The following is a 19,176-nucleotide window of genomic DNA, read 5'->3' as shown; positions in this document are numbered from 1 at the left end:
CGTGACGAGCGTGCGTGGGAGGACCCGCAGCGTCCGGCCGGTCGTCCTCCGGCCGTTCCGGCGGCTCGACCTCGGCCACCGGGCTCAGAGCCCCTCGACGCCGAGCACCGCGCGGACCCGGGCCACCGCGCCGGGCAGCACCGCGAGGAACCGCTCGACGTCGTCGTCCGTCACGTCCACGGGGAGCGCGAGCCGCACGTTGCCGTGCGTGAGCACGCCCATCGCGGCGAGCACGTGGCTCGGCTCGAGCGCGCTCGACGTGCACGCGGAGCCCGAGCCGACGGCGAACCCGAGCCGGTCGAGCTCGGTGACGAGCGCCTCGCCGTCGACGTAGAGGCACGAGAACGTCACGACGTGCGGGAGCCGCGCCTCCCGGGCGCCCACGACCTCGACGTCGGGGACCTCGGCCGCGACCCGTGCCCGTACCCGGTCGACCAGCGTGCGGCGCCGCGCGTCCTGCGCCGCACGCTCCGCGAGGGCCGACTGCAGCGCCACCGCCGCGGACAGCGCGGCCGGCACGCTCACGCCGCCCGGGAACCAGCGGTCCTCGTCCTCCGGCCAGACCGGCGCGCGCCGCACCCCCGCGCGCGTGACGACCACCCCCAGGCCCGCCGGGCCGCCCCAGTCGCCGGGATCGGCGGCGAGCACGTCCCACGCGTCGGGGACCGCCACGTGCCCCAGGCTCGCGCCCGCGTCGACCAGGAGCGGCACGCCCGCCGCGTGCGCGGCCTCGTGCACCGCCTCGACCGGCTGCACGGTGCCGACCTCGCCGTTCGCGTGCTGCAGCGCCGCGAGCGCGACACCGGGGGAGCGGAGCGCGGACCGGTAGGCCTCGACGTCGACGCGCCCCTCGCGGTCGACCTCCACCACGACGCGCGAGCCCGTCGCGGACGACCACGGCTGGGCTGCGGCGAACTCCGCGACGGACAGCACCGCGGCACGCTCGGTCGCGCCGACGACCACGTCGCGGCCGGTGCGGCGCCGGCCGCGTGCCACGGACAGCACCGCGCCGTGCAGGCCCGCGGTGTGGGACGGCGCGAGGTCGACCTCCTCGGTGCGCGCGCCGACCGCCGCGGCAAGGGCCTCGCGCGCGCCGTCGAGCAGCAGCCGGGCGCGCCGGCCCTCCGCGTGCAGCCGTCGCGGGTCGGCCCAGCCCTGGTCGAGCGCCTCGTCGAACGCCGCGCGGGCGGCACGGCTCAGGGGCGCACGGCCTCCGGCGTCGAGGAAGACGCGGGCGGCGGACGTGGGATGCGTCACACCCGGGCGCGGGTCACCGGCCGGTGCCGGTCCTCCGACGTGCGTGGTCACCCGCGCACGCTAGCGCGCCGGGCCCGAGCAGGCCCTTCTGCGGCCCGTCACGATGCTGACGCGGCGTCGCCATGCGGCTCGGTCGGAGCGAATCCGCGCCGCACAGGCGATAGGCTTCCCGGGAATGAGGACGAAGGTCCCGGGAAACCTCCGCCAGCACCCGGCGGCGTGCCGCCGGGACGTGAGTGAGAGGTCCCGCGTGCACTCGCAGAATCCCCGCCGGCACCAGCGGCCCGCCGTGAGGTGGGCGACCCTGGTCGCCGTCGTGTCCATCGCCCTGGCGGGCTGCTCCGCCGAGGTCCAGCGCGGCTGGCTGCCCGGCGACTCCGAGGCCGAGGTGACCGACCACACCGGCCGGATCACGAACCTCTGGGTCGGCTCGTGGATCGCCGCGCTCATCGTCGGCGTCATCACGTGGGGCCTGATGCTCTGGTGCATCACGGTCTACCGCAAGCGCAAGAACGACAACACGCTGCCGGTCCAGCTGCGCTACCACGTGCCGCTCGAGGTCATGTACGTGATCCTCCCGCTGATCATGGTCGGCGTGCTCTTCTACTACACCGCGCGCGACATGTCGGCGATCACCGACGTCAGCGAGGAGCCCGACCTGACGGTCCACGTCATCGGCAAGCAGTGGAGCTGGGACTTCAACTACGTCGACGACCAGGTGTACGACACGGGCCAGCAGGCGCAGGGCATAGGCGACCCGGGCGTCCTCGCCGAGCAGCCCACGCTCTACCTGCCGGTCGACGAGACGGTCCGCTTCGAGCTCGACTCGCGCGACGTCAACCACTCGTTCTGGATCCCCGCGTTCCTCTACAAGCTCGACGTGATCCCGGGCTTCACCAACGAGTTCCAGGTCACCCCCCAGGAGGTGGGCGACTACACCGGCAAGTGCGCCGAGCTGTGCGGCGAGTACCACGCGTCGATGCTGTTCAACGTCAAGGTCGTCGAGCGCGAGGAGTACGACGCGCACATCGAGGACCTGCGTGAGCGCGGGCAGACGGGCGAGCTGGGCCTGGAGTACAGCCGCGTCCAGGACCTCGACACGCCCACGAGAAGGAGCCAGGGTTCATGACCGCCACCGCCGAGCGGATCCCCGGTCTGGCGCCGCGTCGCCAGACCCTCGGTCGGACCGTCATCAAGTGGGTGACGTCGACCGACCACAAGACCATCGGGTACCTGTACCTGATCTCGTCGTTCGTCTTCTTCTGCATCGCCGGCGTCATGGCGCTGCTCATCCGCGCCGAGCTGTTCGAGCCCGGCATCCAGGTCGTGCAGACCCCCGAGCAGTACAACCAGCTCTTCACGATGCACGGCACGATCATGCTGCTGCTGTTCGCGACGCCTCTGTTCGCCGGCTTCGCGAACATCATCATGCCGCTGCAGATCGGCGCGCCCGACGTCGCGTTCCCGCGGCTCAACATGTTCGCGTACTGGCTGTATCTCTTCGGCGGACTCATCGCGGTGGGCGGGTTCCTCACGCCGCAGGGTGCCGCGTCGTTCGGCTGGTTCGCGTACACGCCGCTGTCGACGACGGCGTACTCGCCCGGGCTCGGCGGTGACCTGTGGGTCTTCGGCCTCGCCCTCGGTGGCTTCGGCACGATCCTCGGTGCGGTCAACTTCATCACCACGATCGTCTGCATGCGCGCACCCGGCATGACGATGTTCCGGATGTCGGTGTTCACGTGGGGCGTCCTCGTGACCAGCCTGCTCGTGCTCATGGCGTTCCCGCCGCTCGCGTCGGCGCTGCTCGCTCTCGGCGCGGACCGGCGGCTCGACGCGCAGGTGTTCAACCCCGAGAACGGGGGAGCGATCCTCTGGCAGCACCTGTTCTGGTTCTTCGGGCACCCCGAGGTGTACATCATCGCGCTGCCGTTCTTCGGCATCGCCTCGGAGATCATCCCGGTCTTCAGCCGCAAGCCGATCTTCGGCTACAAGGGCCTGATCTACGCGTTCTTCGCGATCGCCGCCCTGTCCGTGACCGTGTGGGCGCACCACATGTACGTCACCGGCGCGGTGCTGCTGCCGTTCTTCGCGCTCATGACGATGCTCATCGCCGTCCCGACCGGTCTGAAGTTCTTCAACTGGATCGGCACGATGTGGCGCGGGAAGATCACGTTCGAGACGCCGATGCTGTGGACGCTCGGGTTCCTCGTGACGTTCCTCTTCGGCGGCCTGACGGGCATCATCCTGTCGAGCCCCGCCCTGGACTTCCACGTCTCGGACACGTACTTCGTCGTCGCGCACTTCCACTACGTGGTGTTCGGCACCGTCGTGTTCATGATGTTCGCGGGCTTCTACTTCTGGTGGCCCAAGTTCACGGGCCGCATGCTCGACGAGCGCCTCGGCAAGGTGCACTTCTGGCTGCTGTTCGTGGGCTTCCACATGACGTTCCTCGTGCAGCACTGGCTCGGTGTCGTCGGCATGCCGCGCCGGTACGTCGACTACTCGCCCGAGGACGGGTTCACGTGGATGAACCAGCTCTCGACGGTCGGCTCGGTGGTCCTCGCGGCCTCGACGCTGCCGTTCCTCTGGAACGTCTACGTGACCTGGCGCAAGGCGCCGCTCGTCACGGTCGACGACCCGTGGGGCTTCGGCGGCTCGCTCGAGTGGGCCACGAGCTGCCCGCCGCCGCGGCACAACTTCACGTCGCTGCCGCGCATCCGGTCCGAGCGCCCCGCGTTCGACCTGCACCACCCCGAGGTCGCTGCGCTCGACCAGGCGGCACCGGACCAGAACGTCCTCGACGAGCTGCTCGGTGAGGCCGACCTCACCGGTCAGAAGGAGCTCGCGGACGAGCGGGTGCGCAACGGCACCGGTGAGCCCGAGCAGTCGAGCACGACCGTGCTCCCGGACGTGAAGGACCAGGAGGGCAACCGGTGAAGCTCGAGGCCAAGCTCTTCCTCTACGGCATCCTGTTCTTCGTCCCGGTCGGCGTGGTCTACGCCGTGTGGAGCGACGGTGAGCCGGTCGGCACGCTCGGCATCCCGCTCGTGGGCGGGCTCGTCGGGATGATCGGCGGTTACCTCGCGCTCCTGGCGCGGCGCATCGACGACCGTCCGGAGGACGACCCGCTGGGCGAGATCGAGCAGGGCGCCGGCGACCAGGGTGTGTACAGCCCGTGGAGCTGGTGGCCGCTCGCCATCGCCCTCGCGGCCGCCCTCGTCTTCGCCGGGCTCGCGATGGGCTGGTGGCTGGTCGGTCTCGGCTCGGTCCTCGGGCTGGTCGCGCTCGTCGGCTTCGTCTTCGAGTTCTCCCGCGGTCAGCACGCGCACTGACGGCGCGCGGGCACGAGCCCGCTGACGCCGAGGCTCCACCGAGAGCGCCGGTACCCCGAGGGGTGCCGGCGCTCTCGTCATGCTCGGAGCTCGACCGCGACGCCGTGCGTCCGCGCGTCAGTCCGCGTGCCGGCCTCGACGGGTCTGCCCGCGTCGCGACGACGCCGCTTCCGGAGCGGTCGACGCGCGCCTGGCGCTGCCTGCGCTCGCGAGGGGGGCGGGGACTGACCGGTGCCCGCCACGGCCGTCTCGCGTCCGCGCGCCACGTCCCCTGCGTCGCCGGCGAGCGGAGCCGCGGCGAGCGGCGACGGCTGGTGTGAGCCGAACGTGTCCGTGGCCACCCGAGCCGACCCCGGCGGCGCGAGCTCGACGCCCTTCAGGACGGCCTGGAGACGGCTCCGGCCGGCGCCAGGTCGCGAGGACCCGGAACCGGCCGGAGAAGGCGCTCTGAGGACCTCAGGCGGGGATGATCAGTCCCGCCGTCTGGGTGCGCGCACGCGCGAGGCGCTCGCCCGCGTCGGCCCAGTTGACGATGTTCCACCAGGCCGTGATGTAGTCGGCACGGACGTTCAGGTAGTCCAGGTAGTACGCGTGCTCCCAGACGTCGAGCATGAGCACCGGGACGAGGCCCAGGGCGATGTTGCTCTGCTGGTCGTAGAGCTGGCCCACGACGAGCTTCTGGCCGATCGAGTCCCACGCGAGGATCGCCCAGCCGGAGCCCTGCACGCCGGCCGCGACGGCCGCGAAGTGCTTCTGGAAGCCGTCGAACGAGCCGAAGAACTCGTCGATGGCGGCCGCGAGCTCGCCGGTGGGTGCACCGCCACCCTCGGGGGAGAGGTTGTTCCAGAAGACCGTGTGGTTGACGTGCCCGCCGAGGTTGAACGCGAGGTTCTTCTCGTGCAGGTTCACCGCGGCGAGGTCGCCGCTCTCGCGGGCCTCCGCGAGCTTGGCCAGCGCGGTGTTCGCGCCGGTGACGTAGGCCGCGTGGTGCTTGTCGTGGTGCAGCTCCATGATCTTGCCGGAGATGTGGGGCTCGAGCGCCGCGTAGTCGTACGGGAGCTCGGGAAGGGTGTAGTCAGCCATAGGTGGTGCCTCTCCTGCGTCAGGCCGCGGCGGACCGCGGCGTCGTCGGGTGCTCCGTCAGATACATATCGAGAGGGCGCCGCGCCCTGGGGGTGCGGCGCCCTCTCGGTACGACCAACTCTTGCGCGGGCTCAGCGATTCCGCGCGTCCGTCTCGGGGTTGCCGGTCTCCGGTTCGACGAGGTGCTGCCCGCCGCCGACAGACCCGATGGCCGAGCCCTCCTGCGAACCCGAGCCGCCCGTCGCGGAGCCGACGAGGCGGGTGCTCTCGTTCCGCTCCGGCGCCGCGATGGCGTCGTGCTCGCCGTGCGAGTGCGCTGCGGCCAGCTCGGCCGGGGTCACGGGCTCGACGCGGTCCTCGTAGAAGAGCCGCGAGAGGCGCTGCCGGAGGCGGTCACGCCCGTAGCCCTTGCGGCGCACGCCGCGCGAGTCCTCGGCCGGCTCGATCTCGAGCGGACGACGGGGCTCGTGCTGCACGCGCAGCCAGCGCTCGTGCTCGTCGAGCGGGCGGTGGACCTCGATGTACTCGCCGTGCGCGAACCGGACGATGCGGCCCGTCTCGTGCCCGTGCAGCACCAGCTCGCGGTCCTTGCGCTGCAGACCGAGGCAGATGCGCTTGGTGATCCAGAACGCCAGCACCGGCAGGACGAAGAACAGCACGCGGAAGACCTCGATGATGTCGTTGATCGACATCGAGAACTGCGCGCCGATGATGTCGTTCGACCCGGCGAGGACCAGGACGGTGAACGCCGTGAGGATCGCGACGCCCATCGCGGTGCGGAACGGCGCGTTGCGCGGGCGGTCGAGCACGTGGTGCTCGCGCTTGTCGCCGGTCGCGGCGGCCTCGACGAACGGCCACACCGCGAGCACGGTGAACAGGATGCCCGGGACCACGACGGCCGGGATGAGGACGTTGAGCGACAGCGTGTAGCCGCCGATGACCCACTCGGTGCCCTGGCCCGGCATGAGCCGCAGCGCTCCCTCGAGGAACAGCATGTACCAGTCCGGCTGGGCGCCGGCGGACACGGGGGAGGGGTCGTACGGGCCGTAGTTCCAGACCGGGTTGATCGTCATCGTGCCGGCCATCAGCGCGATGACGGCGAACACGAGGAAGAAGAAGCCACCGGCCTTGGCGGTGTACGTCGGGAAGAGCGGGTAGCCGACGACGTTGTTGTCGGTGCGGCCCGAGCCCGGGTACTGCGTGTGCTTGTGCAGCACGACGAGCAGCAGGTGCAGCCCGACGAGCGCGAGGATGAGGCCCGGCACGAGCAGGACGTGCACCGTGAACAGGCGCGGGATCAGGTCCTGGCCGGGGAACTCGCCACCGAAGATGAAGTACGACAGGTAGCTGCCGATGATCGGGATCGACCGCACGACGCCGTCGGTGATGCGCAGGCCGTTGCCCGAGAGGACGTCGTCCGGGAGCGAGTAGCCCGAGAAGCCGGCCGCGAGGCCGAGGATCAGCAGGACGAAGCCGACGACCCAGTTGATCTCGCGCGGCTTGCGGAACGCGCCCGTGAAGAACACACGCATCATGTGCGTGACGATCGCCGCCATGAACAGCAGCGCCGCCCAGTGGTGGATCTGGCGCATGAGCAGGCCGCCGCGGACCTCGAACGACAGGCGCAGCGTCGAGGCGAACGCCTCGGACATCTCCACGCCGTTCATCGCGGCCCAGGGGCCCTCGTAGTGCGTCTCGGCCATGCTCGGCACGAAGAACATCGTGAGGAACACGCCCGAGATGATGAGCACGACGAGGCTGAACAGCGCGATCTCGCCGAGCAGGAACGACCAGTGGTCGGGGAAGATCTTGCGCGCGAACGTCTTGACCGCGGTGCCGATGCCGGTCCGCTGGTCGAGGTAGTCCGCGGTGGCGCCGGCAGCGGCGCCCGTGCGGGTGGTGGTGGTGGTCACTTCAGGCGCTCCCAGTAGCTCGGACCGACAGGCTCGTGGAAGTCGGACTGCGCGACGATGTAGCCCTCGTCGTCGACCTCGATGGGCAGCTGAGGCAGCGGCCTGTTGGCGGGACCGAAGACGACCTTGGCGCCGTCGGCCACGTCGAACGTGGACTGGTGGCACGGGCAGAGCAGGTGGTGCGTCTGCTGCTCGTACAGAGCTACGGGGCACCCGACGTGGGTGCAGATCTTCGAGAAGGCGACGATGCCGTCGTACGACCAGCCCTCGCCCTGCTCGGACTTGAGGTCGCGCGGGTCCATCCGGATGAGCAGCACGACGGCCTTGGCCTTCTCGTCGAGCGGGTGCTCGGCCTCGTGCAGGTCCTCGGGGATGACGTGGAAGACCGACCCGATGGTGACGTCGGCGGCCTTGATCGGCTCGCCAGACGGGTCGAGGGCGAGCTTCGTGCCCTTCTTCCACCACGTGTGCTTGAACTTCGAGACGTCCCAGTCCTCGCCGACCTCACCGATGAGGGGCAGGACGATCGTGAGCGGGAAGATCGCGAGCGCGGACGCGAACGCGCCCTTGAGCACGCCGCGGCGGCCGATGCCCGAGTCCTCGGCACCGTCCTTGAGCGCTTGGATGGCGGCCGCGCGGTTCTCGTCGGAGCTGCGCTGCGGGTGGCGCTCCTCCGCGCGCTCGTGGTCGTTCATGAGCGCCTTGGCCCAGTGGACCGCGGCCGCGCCGATCCCGAACAGGCTCAGGAACAGGCCCAGCCCGAGGAAGAGGTTCGAGCGCTGCATGGTCTCGGGCGTGTCGCCGAGCGGCACCACGAAGTACGCCGCGATGAAGACGACCGTGCCGAGCAGGGAGACCAGGAACAGCGCGACGACCTGACGCTCCGCGCGCTTGCTCGCGGCCGGGTCGACGTCGCCCAGACGCGGGCGGTGCTCCTCGAGACCGGGGTTCTCGAAGCGGTCCGGGTAGTGCCCGCCGTCACGGTGGACCTCGACGGCCTCGGTGTTCCCGGGAACCGGGTTGTGCTGCATGCTCACGAGGACCTCGCTCCGATCCAGACGGACATACCGATCAGCAGGCCGATGCCCACGAGCCAGATCCACACGCCCTCGCTGACGGGGCCGAGCGATCCCAGCTTGATGCCACCGGGGGACGGCTCACGCTGCGCGTCGATGTAGGCGATGATGTCGCGCTTCTCCTCGGGGGAGAGGTTCGCGTCGTTGAAGACGGGCATCGACTGCGGGCCGGTGAGCATGGCCTCGTAGATGTGCCGGGGCGACGTCTCGACGACCGACGGGGCCCACTTGCCCTCGGAGAGCGCGCCGCCCGCGCCGACGGCGTTGTGGCACATCGCGCAGTTCGTGCGGAAGAGGGCCATGCCGTTCGCCACGTCGCCCTGCGCCGGGTCCACCATCTCCTCGCTCGGCACCGACGGGCCGGCGCCCAGCGACGCGACGAACGCCGCGAGCTGCTCGATCTGCTCGTCGGTGAACTGCACCTCCTTGGCGGGGGCCTGCGGGCCGTTCGCCTGCATCGGCATGCGGCCGGTGCCGACCTGGAAGTCGACCGAGGCCGCTCCGACGCCCACGAGCGACGGTGCTGCGTCCGTGCCCTCCGCCGACGGGCCGTGGCACGTCGCGCAGTTGGCCTGGAAGATCTTCTCGCCGGTGGCGATGTCGTCGCTGCCCGCCGCGGCCGGCGCGGCGTCGGCCGCCTGCGGTGCGAGGACCGCGTACAGCCCTCCGGTGAGCAGCAGCGCCAGCAGGAGCAGCACGGCCGGTGCGTACCGGTGGTGCCTGCGGGCTGCGAGTGCCTTCACGAATCGATCCTCGTCTCGCACGTTGGGGAAGGGTGGAACCGCGCGCCGCTGCCCGGGGGCGTCAGCGCAGGAGGTAGATGACCGCGAACAGCGCGATCCAGACGACGTCGACGAAGTGCCAGTAGTACGACGTCACGATCGCGGTGGTCGCCTCGTGGTGACCGAACCGCTTGGCGGCGAACGAGCGGCCGAGCAGGAACAGGAAGGCGATGAGTCCGCCGACGACGTGCAGACCGTGGAACCCGGTCGTGAGGTAGAAGACCGAGCCGTACGGGCTCGACGCGATCGTGAGGCCCTCGTGGACCAGCTCGGCGTACTCGTAGACCTGGCCGCCGATGAAGATCGCGCCCATGACGTACGTGAGCGTCATCCACTCGTTCATGCCCCAGCGCCCGACCTGGAGCAGCCTCCCGGTCCGTGCGGGCTGGAACCGCTCGGCCGCCCAGACGCCCATCTGGCACGTCACGGACGAGAGCACCAGGATCGCGGTGTTGATCGCGGCGAACGTCAGGTTGAGCTTCTGCGTCTGCTCGGCCCACTCGTCGGGCACCGTCGCCCGGAGAGTGAAGTACATCGCGAACAGGCCCGCGAAGAACATGAGCTCGCTGGCCAGCCACACGATCGTCCCCACGGAGACGGGGTTGGGGCGGTTCACGCTCACGTGGGGTGCGGTGCGAGGGGCAGCCGTTGCAGTCGACACCCGTTCATTATGGCTGATGACGCTCGTGCATGGGTCGTCGGACCCACCCGCGGGGAGCGGTATATGTCACAGCGTCACCTCAGCATCGTGACTCCGGGGTCCTCCGGGGGTCCCGAGCGGGGTCCCGACGACCCCGGGGACGACGCGCGGAACGGTGTCCCCGACCTGCACAACCGCCCCGTCGCCGTGCCAAGATGCCGGGGCACGCACGTCGACGACGAATGAGGACGCACCATGGTCACGGCCGACCCGCACGGAGCTGACGCGACGGACGAGCGCGAGCGCGCCCCCCGGATCCTCCTCTACAGCGACGACGTGGACACCCGGCAGCAGGTGCTGCTGGCCGTGGGGCGACGGCTGCGCCGCGGGGCCCCCGACATCACGTGGGTCGAGGTCGCGACGCCCGCGGCCGTCCTGAGCAACGTCGACGGCGGCGGGTTCGACGTCCTCGTGCTCGACGGCGAGGCCGGCAAGGCGGGCGGCATGGGCATCGCCCGGCAGCTCAAGGACGAGATCTTCCGGTGCCCCCCGATCCTGCTCCTCACCGGCCGGCCCCAGGACGCGTGGCTCGCGTCCTGGTCGCAGGCCGACGCCGTGCTCAGCCAGCCGCTCGACCCGATCGACGTGCAGCGCGTCGTCGCCGAGCTGGTCGGTGCCGCGGCGAGCGCCGGATGAGCGCGGAGCACACCTGGCCCGACCTGCTCACGGCGCTCGTCCAGGGCCGTGACCTGACGCGCGAGCAGTCCACGTGGGCGATGGGCGAGATCATGGCCGGCAGCGCCTCGCCCGCGCGTGTCGCCGCGTTCCTCGTCGGGCTGCGCAGCAAGGGCGAGACGGTCGAGGAGTTCCGCGCGCTGTCCGACGTCATGCTCGCGAACGCGCACCGGTTCACCGTGCCCGGGCGGACGGTGGACATCGTCGGCAGCGGCGGTGACCGTTCGCACACCGTCAACATCTCCACGATGGCCGCCATCGTGATCGCGGGCGCGGGCCTGCGCGTCGTGAAGCACGGCGGGCGCGCGGCGTCGTCGTCGTCGGGCTCCGCGGACGTGCTCGAGGCGCTCGGGATCCGGCTCGACCAGCCCGTCGAGCGCGTGGCCGAGCTCGCGACCGAGGTCGGCATCACGTTCTGCTTCGCGCAGGTCTTCCACCCGTCGATGCGGCACGCGGCGGTCGTCCGCCGCGAGCTCGGTGTCGCCACGGCGTTCAACTTCCTCGGGCCGGTCACCAACCCGGCGCAGCCGGCCGCGAGCGCGATCGGGGTCGCGGACGCCCGGATGGCGGTGCTCGTGGCGGGCGTGCTCGCGGCACGGGGGTCGAGCGCGCTGGTGTTCCGCGGCGACGACGGGCTCGACGAGCTCGCGCCGACCGGCCCGGCCCGGGTCTGGGAGGTGCGTGACGGCGAGGTCGGGGAGCACCGCCTGGACCCCGCCGCGGACCTCGGCCTCGTGCCCGTCACGATCGCCGACCTGCGCGGGGAGGACGCCGCGTTCAACGCCGGTGTCGTGCGGGAGGTGCTCGCGGGCGAGGCGGTCCCCTCGCGCGAGACCGTGCTGCTCAACGCGGCGACGGGCATCGTCGCGGACGGGACCCTGCCCGGCACGGCGGAGGGCTCGCTGGTGGAGCGGCTGCGCACCGGGATGGAGATCGCGCGCCGCTCGGTCGACGACGGGGCGGCCGCTGCGGTCCTCGAGCGCTGGCGGGCCGCGGCGGTCTGAGCGCGGCCGGCGACGCGCACGCGCGAGGACCGCTGCAGGGTGCACGGGAAGTCGACGTGACCGCCCCGCGGCCGCCGAGGTCCGGTGGCGGGCGGCGGCTCAGTCCTCGATGCCGAGGTCGAACGCCTGCTCGAGGTCGTGCTTGGAGTACGCGCGGAACGCGATGTACGTCTGCGTGCGCAGCACCCCCGCGATCTTGCTCACCTGGTCCGCGATCACGTCGGCGAGGGCCTCGTGCTCACGCACGCGCACGAGGGCGATGAGGTCGACCTCACCCGTGACCGAGTAGACCTCGCTCACGCCGGGGACGTCGGCGATCGCGGCGGCGACCTCGGGGATGCGGGCGGCGTCGGTGTCGATGAGCACGATGGCGGTCAGCATCCCGCCATCATGCCGCGCCGGTCGACCCCGTGCCGGTGGACCCCGCCGTGGTCGACCCCGCACCGGGACCCTCCACGCCTGGCACCCCGGCCGTGGCCTGCGCTCCGGGGACGCCGACCGACGCGGCGGTCTCGAGGTCGTGCGCGAGGTAGGCCGCGACGCGTCCCGCGGTGCTCGCCGGGTCTGCGTAGGCCTGCGCGCCGCCGACCGGGCACGTCCAGCCCTCAGGCGCCAGCACGAGCCGCACGCCCGGCTGGTCGAGCCAGGTCAGCACGAGGTCGGCCTCCTCCGGATGGCACGCCGGCGCGGGGACCGCGGGTGCGGCGACCTCCTCGCCGGACAGCCGCAGCGACTCGATCGCGGGCCAGGGGTCGGCACCGCGCGGCACGGTCGCCGTGCCGGCGAGGCGGCCGTGGCGGACGAGCACGACCTCCCACCCGCCGGCCTCCGCGCGCCGCGCCGCGACGAGCTCGGGGCACCGGGCGAGCGGCGCGAGCCGCTGCGCGCGGGCCGCTCCCCGCAGGAACGCCGCGAGCCGGTCGCGCACGACGGCCGCCTCCTCGAACCGCTCCTGGGTGACGAGGCGCCCGATGCGTGTCGCGTGGGCGCGCACGACGGGGGAGGGGTCGCCGACCATCGCCGCGCGGACCGCGGACGCGACCTCCGCGTACTGCTCGGGCGAGGAGCGGCCCGTGCACGGCGCCCCGCAGCGGCCCATCTCCGCGAGCGCGCACGCGACCGCCCCGAGCGCGGCGCGCAGCGGAAGCCGGCCGCTGCACTGCCGCACGGGGAACGTCTCGTGGAGCGCGTCGATCGCGGACTGCGCCGCGCCGCGCGACGCGAACGGGCCGATGTACGCGGGCTCGTGCCCGTGCGGCGAGGGGTCGGCGGGCGGGCGCACCTCGCGCACGACCGACAGCCGGGGGTAGGGCTCGACCGTCAGGTGGACCCACGGCATGCGCTCGGGGAAGCGCGAGCGGCGGTTGTAGCGCGGCGAGTGCTCGGCGATGAGCCGGAGCTCACGGACCCGGGCCTCGAGCGTCGTCGCGCACGGGACGGGGTGCACCCGCTCGGAGACGCGCACCATCTCGACCATGCGCGAGCGCTTCTCGGCCGCCGTGAAGTAGCTGCGGACGCGCGTGCGCAGCGACGTCGAGGTGCCGACGTAGAGGATCTCCTCGCGCGGGCCCACGAACATGTAGACGCCCGGGCCGTCGGGCAGCCCGTCGGCGAGGTGCCGCTTGCGCCGCACGTCGGACGGCACCGGGTCGGTGGCCGTCGCGAGGTCCTCGAGGTGCGTGATGCCGAGCGGTGCGAGGCGCGCGAGGAGCGCGTGCAGCACATCGACGGTCGCGCGGGCGTCGGCCAGCGCGCGGTGGTTGGGCGTCACGGTCGCGCCGAACAGCGCCGCGAGCGTGCCCAGCTTGTGGTTCGGCGCCTCGTCGCGGGTCACGACGCGGCGCGCGAGCCGCACGGTGTCCACCGTCTGGTGGCCCGGCCAGGCGTGCCCCGTCTGCGCGGCTGCCGCCTTGAGGAAGCCGACGTCGAACGGCGCGTTGTGCGCGACCAGCACGGAGCCGCGCGCGAACTCGAGGAAGCTCGGGAGGACCTCCTCGATGCGCGGCGCGCCGATCACCATCGACGTCGTGATGCCGGTCAGCACGGAGATGAAGGCGGGCACCGGGCCCCCCGGGTCGACGAGCGTCTGGAACTCGCCGAGCACCTCGCCACCGCGCACCTTGACGGCGCCGATCTCGGTGATCGCGCTCGTGCCGGGCACCGAGCCCGTCGTCTCGAGGTCGACGACCACGAACGTCACGTCCGACAGCGGTGTCCCGAGCTCGTCGAGCGCGAGCTGGACCGGCCGGCCCTGCAGCGGGGGTGCGAGGTCCACCCGGGTGACCCGGCGCGCGGCGGGGCGGTCGTGCTGCATGGCGTGGACGCTAGCCGCCGGGACCGACACGACCGGCGGCCACCCGTCGGTGCCTAGGGTGGGCGCATGGCCGACGACGCACCGGGACAGCCGGACCCCACGGTTCCCGACGCCGTCCGGACCGTTCTCGTGCGGCTCGCCGCCGAGGTGCTGACCGCGATCGAGCCCGCGGACGTCCCGGCCGCCCTGCGCCAGGTCCAGAGGTTCGCGCCGCGTCGCCGGGCGACCGCCGGTGCGCTCCCGCTGTGGTCCGCGCTCGAGGGGGACACGGCGTTCCGGGCCCGTGTCGCGCGCGTGTGGGCAGGGGCACGGCCGGAGGTCGCCGCGCTGCTGGGACGCGGCACGTCGGCGGCCCCGGACGAGGGCGCGACGCACGAGCCCGCCGCCGGGTCCTCCGACGGCTCGCCGGAGGAGCAGGCGCGACCGCCCGACGGCCCGGCGGAGGAGCAGTCGGGGCCAGGCGACGACGCGGCGGTGGACCCCGCCGCGCCTTCCGCCGTGTCGCCGCTCGACGTCGCCGTGGGGGCCTGGCTGCTGCGGCCGGACGGCTGGGTCGGCACGCTCGCCGAGGCGGCGCGGGAGCTCGTCGCCGGGCCGGCAGACGGCGACCAGCAGGCCGCCGTGGCGGGCGCGCTCGACGCCCTGCAGCGCGCGGAGGAGCGCGCGGCCGTGCTGACGGCGCAGCTCGGTGCGGCGCGCGTCCGTGCGGAGCGGGCCGAGGAGGACGCGGCGGCGCTCCGGCGCGAGCAGCGCCGGCTCCGCTCGGACGCCGACCGCGCACGCAGCGAGGCCCGGCGCGCCGCCGCCGAGGCCGAGGACGTCCTGGCGCGCGCGACGGCCGCACGGGTCGCCGCCGACGAGGCGCTCGAGAGCGCGCAGACCCTGCGCCGGGTCGCGGAGGCCGAGCGGGCCCAGGTCCGGCAGGAGGCCCGCGTGGCGCGCGACCTCGCCGGGGTGCGCGTGCGGCTCCTGCTCGACACGCTCGTCGACGCCGGTCAGGGCCTGCGCGCCGAGCTCGCGCTCCCGCCCGTCGGCGACCGGCCCGCCGACCTGGTCGGCACCCGGGCCCCCGTCCCTGTGGAGCGCGCGACGTCGCGGGGACGCGCGGCGAGCGACCCGGCGCTGCTCGACGACCTCCTCGCCCTGCCGCACGCGCACCTCGTGGTGGACGGCTACAACGTCTCGAAGGCGGCGTGGCCCGGGCTGAGCCTCGCCGAGCAGCGGCGCAGGCTGGTCGACGCGCTGGCGAACGTCGCCGGCCGCACGGGCGCCGAGGTCACGTGCTGCTTCGACGGTCAGGAGGGCCCGCGCCCCTCGGCGGGCGGCCCGCGCGGCGTCCGCGTCCTGTTCTCGGTGGGGGAGATCGCCGACGACCTCATCCGGCGTCTGGTCGGGGCGGAGCCACGCGGACGGGTCGTCGTCGTGGTGACGAGCGACCGGCAGGTGGCCGACGACGTCGAGGCGGCCGGGGCGCGCGTCGTGCCGTCCGCGACGCTGGTCGCGCGGGTCACCCGGCTCTGAGCCGGCCGGTCCCGGCGGCGGCACGGGGTCGTGGTGCCCGAGCGCTCTGTGGACGGGCGGCGCCGACGTGTCGGGGTGCGCGGCTAGCGTCCGGCGCATGCTCATCGACTGCGAGGCCTGCACGGTGCGCCCGGCGGCGTGCTCCGACTGCGTGGTGACGTTCCTGACGGTGCCGGTGCGCGCGGTCGACCTCGTCGAGGAGGAGCGAGCGGCGCTCGAGGTCCTCGCCGCGTCGGGTCTCGTGCCGCCGCTGCGCCTGCGCCGCACCGGGTGAGCGGTCCTCGCCCGGCGTCCGTGGCGGGACGGGCGCGACGAGGCGGACCCGCGCGCACGCCGGGCGGACCCGGCGTGCGCGCGGTGCCTCAGTCGGCCGGTGCCGTGTCGTACAGCGCGTCGATCTCCGCCGCGAAGTCCTTGATGACCTGCGCACGGCGCACGCTGAGCTTCGGCGTGAGGTAGCCGTTGGCGATCGTCAGGTCGGTGTCGAGGATGCGGTACTTGCGGATGGACTCGGCGCGCGAGACGGCCCGGTTGGCCCGCTCGACGGCCTTCTCGATCGAGGCCAGGACCTCGGGGTCCTCTGCGGCCTCGGCGACGGTCATCGGCTTGTGGCCGTGCGCGCTGAGCCAGCCCGGGAGCGCCTCGGCGTCGAGCGTCACGAGGGCGCCGATGAACGGCCGGGCGTCGCCCACGACGACGACCTGGCTCACGAGTGCGTGGCTGCGGAGCCGGTCCTCGAGCACCGCGGGCGCTACGTTCTTGCCGCCGGCGGTGACGATGATCTCCTTCTTGCGCCCTGTGATGCGCAGGAACCCGTCGTCGTCGAGCGACCCGAGGTCACCGGTCCGGAACCAGCCGTCGTGGAACGCCTCGGCCGTCGCGGCGTCGTTGTTGTGGTACCCGGCGAAGACGTGGGGGCCCGTGACCTCGATCTCGCCGTCCTCCTGGATCCGGATGCCGCAGCCGGGCAGCGGGGGGCCGACGGTCCCGATCTTGGTCCGGCCCGGCATGTTGACGGTCGCCGGGGCCGTCGTCTCCGTCAGGCCGTAGCCCTCGAGGACCCGGAAACCGATGCCGCGGTAGAAGTGCCCGAGGCGCTCGCCGAGCGGCGCACCGCCCGAGATGGCCCACTCGCAGCGTCCGCCGAGCGCGTGCCGGAGCTTCTTGTAGACGAGGACGTCCGCGACCTTGTGCTGGAGCTTGAGGCCGAGGCCGGGCCCGCTCGCCGTCTCGGTCGCCCGCGAGTACAGGATCGACGTGGCCGCGGCCCACTGGAAGACCTTGAGCTTGCCGCCCGCCGCCGCCTTCTGCTCCGAGGAGTTGTAGACCTTCTCGAACACGCGGGGGACCGAGAGGATGAAGGTCGGCTGGAACGACGCGAGGTCTGCCAGCAGGTTCTTGGTGTCCGGCGTGTGGCCCAGGACCGCGCCCGCAGGGATGCACAGCACCTCGACGAACCGCGCGAACACGTGCGCGAGCGGCATGAAGAGCAGCGTGCGGGCACCCGGCGTCGAGACGACCTCCTCGAGGCCCTCGACGGCGTTGCGCGTCAGGACGCTGAAGTTCCCGTGCGTCAGCCGCGCGCCCTTGGGCCGGCCCGTGGTGCCGGACGTGTAGATGATCGTCGCGACGTCGTCGAGGTCGGCGAGCGCGCGGCGTCGCACGATCTCGGCGTCGTCGACGCCGGTCCCGCCCGCGACGAGGCTCTCGACGGCGCCGTCGTCGATCACGACGACCTCGCGCAGGTTCGGCGCGTCGGCGCGGACCTCGGCGACGGTCGCGGCGTGCTCGGCCGTCTCGACGACGAGCAGCGACACGTCGGCGTCGGTGAGGATCCACAGGACCTGCTCCGCGGAGGACGTCTCGTAGACCGGCACGGGCACCGCGCCCGCGGCCCACGTCGCCCAGTCGAGCAGCGTCCACTCGTACCGGGTCCGCGACATGATGCCGACGCGGTCGCCCGGCTGGACGCCGCGCGCGACGAGGCCCTTGGCGAGCGCGACGACCTCGGCGTCGAACGCGCGCGCGGTCAGCGGGATCCAGGGGCCGTCGCCGGGGGACTTGATCTCCATCAGCGGATGGTCGGGGGTCGACGCGACACGCGCTGCGAGCAGGTCGTTGAGGTTCTCGTCGGGCCTCGCCTCGACGAGCGGGGGAGTGTGGATCTCGTCCATGCTGGCTCCAGTGACAGTAGGGCGACGGGGGTTCGTCGCACGATACCGGGACTTTGGTACTGACCGGTCACATTCACCCTGGCTAGGGTCCTGACCGTGTGCGCCGTGCGGTGCGCGGCACCGCCCGACCCCGGCGCGGGTCCCGTCCGTCACCCGTCCGTGCCGGGCGTGCTCCGCCCGTGCTCCGCACCGCGGACCCGTGCGGGGCACGTGCGCCGCGCGCGCTAGCGTGGGCTCGCACCCGTGCGCCCGGTACGGCACGGTTGTCGCGCAGCAGCCGGCGCGTTGCCGCAGCCGCCCGCGGGCGGCTCGTGCGGGCCGGCGCACACTTCGGCGGACGACGATCCCAGGAGCAAGGACGGACATGCACGCGATCGGTGTGGACATCGGCGGGACCAAGATCGCGGCCGGCGTGGTCGACGAGGACGGCGTGATCCTGGCGCAGACCCGCCGGGCCACGCAGCCCGACGACGCCGGGAGCATCGACCGGGCGATCGCCGAGATCTACGCCGAGCTGTCCGCGTCGTACGAGGTCGGCGCGATCGGCCTCGCCGCGGCGGGCTTCGTCGCCTCCGACCGGTCCGGCGTGCTGTTCGCACCGAACCTCGCGTGGCGCAACTACCCGCTGCGCGACCGTGTCGCGGAGCTCGTCGGTCCCGACGTGCGCATCGTCGTCGAGAACGACGCCAACGCCGCGGGCTGGGCGGAGTTCCGGTTCGGCGTGGGCCGCGACGTCGACGACATGCTCATGCTCACCGTCGGCACGGGCCTGGGCGGCGCGATCATGATCGGCGGGCGGCTCGTGCGCGGCGCGTGGGGCGTGGCCGCCGAGGTCGGGCACATGCGCGTCGTGCCGGGCGGGCACTACTGCGGCTGCGGGCACGAGGGCTGCTGGGAGCAGTACGCCTCGGGCAGCGCGCTCGTGCGCGACGCGCAGGCCGCCGTCATCACCCAGCCCGAGCGTGCGGTGCGCCTGCTCGAGCTCGCGGGCGGCGACGCGGAGAAGCTCGTCGGCCCGCACGTGACCGACGCCGCGCAGGAGGGCGACCCGCTCGCCGTCGAGCTCTTCACCGAGCTGGGCCGCTGGATCGGTGAGGGCTCGGCCTCGGTCGCGGCCCTGCTCGACCCCGAGCTCATCGTGGTCGGCGGCGGGGTCGGCGCCGCCGGCGACCTGCTCCTCGCGCCGGCCCGCCAGGCGTTCGGCGAGCAGCTGTCCGCGCGCGGCTACCGTCCCGAGGCGCGCATCGAGCTCGCCGCGATGGGCAACGACGCCGGCATCGTCGGCGCGGCGGACCTCGCCCGCTTCTGACGCGGACGGCCCGGGGCGGCGACGTCCCGGGCCTCC

Annotated in this window: 17 protein-coding genes; 8 read left to right on the top strand and 9 right to left on the bottom strand. The window is 73.0% G+C overall.

Features of this window, described 5'->3' with window-relative positions; translation table 11 throughout:
* Nucleotides 1-84: 84 nt before the first annotated feature.
* Nucleotides 85-1,308, bottom strand: coding sequence for a cysteine desulfurase family protein (locus NXY84_RS13235; RefSeq protein ID WP_258723552.1), 1,224 nt, complete (start codon nucleotides 1,306-1,308; stop codon nucleotides 85-87).
* 199 nt (nucleotides 1,309-1,507) lie between these two features.
* On the opposite strand from NXY84_RS13235, the gene coxB reads away from it, so the two are divergent.
* Genes coxB through NXY84_RS13220 form a run of 3 tightly spaced genes read left to right on the top strand, consistent with a single transcriptional unit; the run spans nucleotide 1,508 to nucleotide 4,589 of the window.
* On the top strand, nucleotides 1,508-2,386 hold the full coding sequence (coxB, locus tag NXY84_RS13230; RefSeq protein ID WP_396126225.1) for a cytochrome c oxidase subunit II: 879 nt from the start codon (nucleotides 1,508-1,510) through the stop codon (nucleotides 2,384-2,386).
* The gene (gene ctaD, locus NXY84_RS13225) at nucleotides 2,383-4,194 is read left to right on the top strand and encodes a cytochrome c oxidase subunit I (RefSeq protein WP_258723550.1); all 1,812 of its coding nucleotides are present in this window, start codon (nucleotides 2,383-2,385) and stop codon (nucleotides 4,192-4,194) included. Before coxB ends, ctaD begins: the two co-directional genes overlap by 4 nt.
* On the top strand, nucleotides 4,191-4,589 hold the full coding sequence (locus NXY84_RS13220; protein WP_258723549.1) for a cytochrome c oxidase subunit 4: 399 nt from the start codon (nucleotides 4,191-4,193) through the stop codon (nucleotides 4,587-4,589). Before ctaD ends, NXY84_RS13220 begins: the two co-directional genes overlap by 4 nt.
* A 456-nt stretch (nucleotides 4,590-5,045) precedes the next feature.
* On the opposite strand, the gene NXY84_RS13215 is transcribed toward NXY84_RS13220, so the two are convergent.
* The 5 genes from NXY84_RS13215 to NXY84_RS13195 all read right to left on the bottom strand — a co-directional run bounded on the left by NXY84_RS13215 (nucleotide 5,046) and on the right by NXY84_RS13195 (nucleotide 10,065).
* Complete coding sequence (locus NXY84_RS13215) at nucleotides 5,046-5,672, bottom strand: superoxide dismutase (protein ID WP_258723548.1); 627 nt, start codon at nucleotides 5,670-5,672, stop codon at nucleotides 5,046-5,048.
* Between the two features lie 131 nt (nucleotides 5,673-5,803).
* The gene (locus NXY84_RS13210) at nucleotides 5,804-7,585 is read right to left on the bottom strand and encodes a cytochrome b (protein WP_258723547.1); all 1,782 of its coding nucleotides are present in this window, start codon (nucleotides 7,583-7,585) and stop codon (nucleotides 5,804-5,806) included.
* Nucleotides 7,582-8,616, bottom strand: coding sequence for a ubiquinol-cytochrome c reductase iron-sulfur subunit (locus tag NXY84_RS13205; RefSeq protein WP_258727209.1), 1,035 nt, complete (start codon nucleotides 8,614-8,616; stop codon nucleotides 7,582-7,584). The genes NXY84_RS13210 and NXY84_RS13205 overlap by 4 nt, the downstream gene beginning before the upstream one ends.
* A gap of 2 nt (nucleotides 8,617-8,618) precedes the next feature.
* Nucleotides 8,619-9,404, bottom strand: a complete 786-nt coding sequence (locus tag NXY84_RS13200) for a c-type cytochrome (RefSeq protein WP_258723546.1) — start codon at nucleotides 9,402-9,404, stop codon at nucleotides 8,619-8,621.
* Nucleotides 9,405-9,465: 61 nt separating this feature from the next.
* Nucleotides 9,466-10,065, bottom strand: coding sequence for a cytochrome c oxidase subunit 3 (locus NXY84_RS13195; protein WP_258723545.1), 600 nt, complete (start codon nucleotides 10,063-10,065; stop codon nucleotides 9,466-9,468).
* A gap of 273 nt (nucleotides 10,066-10,338) precedes the next feature.
* Here NXY84_RS13195 and NXY84_RS13190 point away from each other — a divergent pair, with 273 nt between their 5' ends.
* Both NXY84_RS13190 and trpD read left to right on the top strand, forming a co-directional pair.
* Nucleotides 10,339-10,779: a hypothetical protein gene (locus NXY84_RS13190; protein ID WP_258723544.1), complete on the top strand. Its 441-nt coding sequence runs from the start codon at nucleotides 10,339-10,341 to the stop codon at nucleotides 10,777-10,779.
* Nucleotides 10,776-11,822: an anthranilate phosphoribosyltransferase gene (gene trpD, locus NXY84_RS13185; protein WP_258723543.1), complete on the top strand. Its 1,047-nt coding sequence runs from the start codon at nucleotides 10,776-10,778 to the stop codon at nucleotides 11,820-11,822. The genes NXY84_RS13190 and trpD overlap by 4 nt, the downstream gene beginning before the upstream one ends.
* A 99-nt stretch (nucleotides 11,823-11,921) precedes the next feature.
* Here trpD and NXY84_RS13180 read toward each other — a convergent pair whose 3' ends face one another.
* Together NXY84_RS13180 and NXY84_RS13175 are read right to left on the bottom strand one after the other, a co-directional pair.
* Nucleotides 11,922-12,203: an Lrp/AsnC family transcriptional regulator gene (locus NXY84_RS13180; protein WP_258723542.1), complete on the bottom strand. Its 282-nt coding sequence runs from the start codon at nucleotides 12,201-12,203 to the stop codon at nucleotides 11,922-11,924.
* Nucleotides 12,204-12,210: 7 nt separating this feature from the next.
* The gene (locus tag NXY84_RS13175; RefSeq protein ID WP_258723541.1) at nucleotides 12,211-14,136 is read right to left on the bottom strand and encodes a DEDD exonuclease domain-containing protein; all 1,926 of its coding nucleotides are present in this window, start codon (nucleotides 14,134-14,136) and stop codon (nucleotides 12,211-12,213) included.
* 66 nt (nucleotides 14,137-14,202) lie between these two features.
* Between NXY84_RS13175 and NXY84_RS13170 the strand changes: the two genes are divergently transcribed.
* Together NXY84_RS13170 and NXY84_RS13165 are read left to right on the top strand one after the other, a co-directional pair.
* Nucleotides 14,203-15,657, top strand: a complete 1,455-nt coding sequence (locus tag NXY84_RS13170; RefSeq protein ID WP_258723540.1) for an NYN domain-containing protein — start codon at nucleotides 14,203-14,205, stop codon at nucleotides 15,655-15,657.
* A 97-nt stretch (nucleotides 15,658-15,754) separates the two neighbouring features.
* The gene (locus NXY84_RS13165) at nucleotides 15,755-15,931 is read left to right on the top strand and encodes a hypothetical protein (RefSeq protein WP_258723539.1); all 177 of its coding nucleotides are present in this window, start codon (nucleotides 15,755-15,757) and stop codon (nucleotides 15,929-15,931) included.
* Between the two features lie 88 nt (nucleotides 15,932-16,019).
* Here NXY84_RS13165 and NXY84_RS13160 read toward each other — a convergent pair whose 3' ends face one another.
* Nucleotides 16,020-17,831 (bottom strand): AMP-dependent synthetase/ligase, encoded by a 1,812-nt coding sequence (locus NXY84_RS13160; RefSeq protein ID WP_258723538.1) that lies wholly within the window; start codon nucleotides 17,829-17,831, stop codon nucleotides 16,020-16,022.
* 364 nt (nucleotides 17,832-18,195) lie between these two features.
* On the opposite strand from NXY84_RS13160, the gene NXY84_RS13155 reads away from it, so the two are divergent.
* Nucleotides 18,196-19,140 carry an ROK family glucokinase gene (locus NXY84_RS13155; protein ID WP_258723537.1) on the top strand — a complete coding sequence of 315 codons (945 nt, stop codon included), beginning with the start codon at nucleotides 18,196-18,198 and terminating at the stop codon, nucleotides 19,138-19,140.
* Nucleotides 19,141-19,176: the final 36 nt, after the last annotated feature.

This window comes from Cellulomonas sp. NS3 (genome assembly GCF_024757985.1).
Classification (GTDB): domain Bacteria; phylum Actinomycetota; class Actinomycetes; order Actinomycetales; family Cellulomonadaceae; genus Cellulomonas_A.
The sequence above is the reverse complement of the archived record's forward strand: the minus strand, read 5'-3'. Positions and strand labels throughout refer to the sequence as shown.